Annotated in this window: 2 protein-coding genes; both read right to left on the reverse strand. The window is 76.9% G+C overall.

Translation table 11 applies throughout. The features are described from left to right. Nucleotides 1-55 precede the first annotated feature (55 nt). Nucleotides 56-1,453, reverse strand: coding sequence for a formimidoylglutamate deiminase (locus FNQ90_RS19045; protein WP_182607483.1), 1,398 nt, complete (start codon nucleotides 1,451-1,453; stop codon nucleotides 56-58). Continuing rightward, on the reverse strand, nucleotides 1,444-2,676 hold a 1,233-nt coding region (locus FNQ90_RS19050; RefSeq protein WP_228471393.1), incomplete at its 5' end, for an allantoate amidohydrolase. The genes FNQ90_RS19045 and FNQ90_RS19050, both read right to left, overlap by 10 nt.

Consider the following 2,676-nt stretch of genomic DNA (forward strand, 5'->3'; position numbering starts at 1 on the left):
CAGCGTCGGATCTGTATAAGAGACAGGTGCGCGGGCGTGCGTCCCGCACCGCCGGTCAGTCGGCGAGCGCGGTGACCGCGCCGGCCAGCCGGTGGGCGACGCCGGGCACCCGCTGGTGGATGCCGTCGCGCACCACGTGCCGGCCGGCGACCACCGTGTGCAGGACATCGGCGGCGCCGGCGGCGAAGACCACCGGCTCCGCCCCCTCACCCGCCGGGACCCCGGCGGTGCGGGGGGATTCGGGGTCGATGGTGATCAGGTCGGCGGGGGCCCCGACGGCGATCCGGCCGCCCTCGGGCATCCCGAGCGCCGCCCAACCACCGGCGCAGGCGGCGGTGAGCAGCTCGTCGGCGGTGAAACGCCCCCGGACCCCGGTGCGCAGCCGTTCGTGCATCTCGACCGCCCGCGCCTCCTCGAAGAGGTCGATCACGGCGTGACTGTCGCTGCCCAGGGACAGCGGGCAGCCCGCCGCGGCCAGCTCGGCGGCCGGTCCGATGCCGTCGGCGAGGTCCCGTTCGGTGGTGGGACACAGGCAGACCCCGGTGCCCGAGCCACCGAGCAGGTCGATGTCCCCGGCGGTCGGGTGGGTGGCGTGCACGGCGGTGGTGCGGGGGCCGAGCACGCCGTGGTCGGCGAGCAGACGGGTCGGGGTGCGGCCGGTGGCCGCCAGACACTCCTCGTTCTCGGCGGGCTGCTCGGAGAGGTGGACGTGCAGCGGGGCGTCGTGGTCCCGGGCCCACCGCGCCACCGGACCGAGTTGTTCGGCGGGAACCGCCCGCACCGAGTGCGCGGCGGCCCCGATCCGGCCGGCGGGGCCGGGGCCGGGGCGCAGCGCGGAGACCCGCTCGGCCCAGGCGTCGGCGTCGGTGTCGGCGAAGCGCAGTTGGGGTCCTTCGGGCGGGCGGCCGAAGCCGGCCGTCAGGTAGCAGGTGTCGAGCAGCACCAGGCGGATGCCGGCCTCGGCCGCCGCTTCCCCGAGGGCGATCGCCATGATGTTCGGCTCGTTGTACCGCACGCCTCCCGGCGCGTGGTGCAGGTAGTGGAACTCCCCGACGCAGGTGATCCCTGCCAGGGCCATCTCCGCGTAGACGCCCACGGCCAGTTCGCGGTAGGCGTCGGGGGTGAGGCGGTCGGCGATCCGGTACATGCCCTCCCGCCAGGTCCAGAAGGTGTCGGCGTCCGGCCCGGCGGCGGGGTTGTCCGGGCCGCCCCGGCCGCCGGGACCCCCCTGTCCCCGGCCGCGCAGGGCGCGGTGGAAGGCGTGGCTGTGGGCGTTGGCCATCCCCGGCAGGGTCAGGCCGCGCAGGGCGACGGCACCGGGCGGGGGGCCGGGCAGTTCGGTGCGCAGGTCGGTGATCCGGCCGTCGGGTCCGGAGGCGATCAGCACGCCGGGGCGCAGGCGGTCGCCCACCCGGGCGCGTTCGGCCCAGTAGGTCTGCGGGCTCAGCGACATGACAGCTCCTCCAGGACATCCGCCAGGGCCGTCACACCGGCCGCGCGGTCCTCGGCGTCGGCGTGTTCGGCGGGGGCGTGCGAGACGCCGGTGGGGTTGCGCACGTACAGCATGGCGGTGGGCAGGGCGGCGGCGAGGATGCCCGCGTCGTGGCCGGCGCCGGTGGGCAGCAGCGGGGCGGGGCGCCCCTCGGGGTCGGCGAGGACGGCGGCCAGGCGGTCGCGCAGCGCGTGGTCGAAGTCCACGCCCTCGGTGAAGGACTCCCGGTGGATCTCCAGGCTCGTGCCGTCGCGCCGGGCGCGCTCGGCGGCGGCCCGTCCGATGTCGGCGACCAGCCCGTCCAGGCAGGCGTGGTCGGGGGCGCGGGCGTCCAGCCAGCCGCTGACCAGGGACGGCACGGCGTTGACCGCGTTGGGTTCCACCCGTACCCGGCCGAAGCCGGCCAGGGCACCGGCCAGCCGGGCCTTCTTGCGGGCGGCCAGGACGGTGTTGGCGTACGTGAGCATGGGGTCCCGGCGGTCCTCCAGTCGGGTGGTGCCCGCGTGGTTGGCCTCGCCCCGGAAGTCCAGGCGCCACCGCCCGTGCGGCCACACCGCGCTGCCCACACCGACCGCCCGGCCGCCGTCGGGCAGTGCGGCGAGGACCCGTCCCTGCTCGACGTGGAGTTCGACGAAGGCGGCGAGGCGTCCGAGGCGATCGGGGTCGGGGCCGAGGGCACCGGGGTCGTGGCCGGCGCGTTCCATGGCCGAGGCCAGGGTGGTGCCCTCCGCGTCGCGCAGCCGGCGGGCCCGCTCCGGGTCCAGCGCGCCGACGGCCAGTCGGGAGCCGACGCAGGCGAGGCCGAAGCGGGCGCCCTCCTCGTCGGCGAAGTTGACCACCGCCAGCGGGCGGTGGGGGCGTGCCCCGCGCCGGTGGAGTTCGTCCAGCGCGGCGAGGGCGGAGACGACGCCCAGGGGGCCGTCGAAGGCGCCGCCGTCGGGGACGGAGTCCAGGTGGGAGCCGGTGGCGACCACCCCGCCGGTGGCGGGGTCGCCGAGCAGCGCCCACTGGTTGCCGTTGCGGTCGGTCTCCACGGTCAGCCCGCGTTCCCGTGCCCGGTCGGTGAACCAGGCCCGCAGTTCCAGGTCCACGGGGGTCCAGGCGTGGCGGCGGTACCCGGAGGTGTCGGGGTCCCGGCCGAGGGGGGCCAGGTCCTTCCACATCCGCTCGAAGGAGTCCCCCTC

Source organism: Streptomyces alkaliphilus (assembly GCF_014141535.1).
Lineage (GTDB): Bacteria > Actinomycetota > Actinomycetes > Streptomycetales > Streptomycetaceae > Streptomyces > Streptomyces alkaliphilus.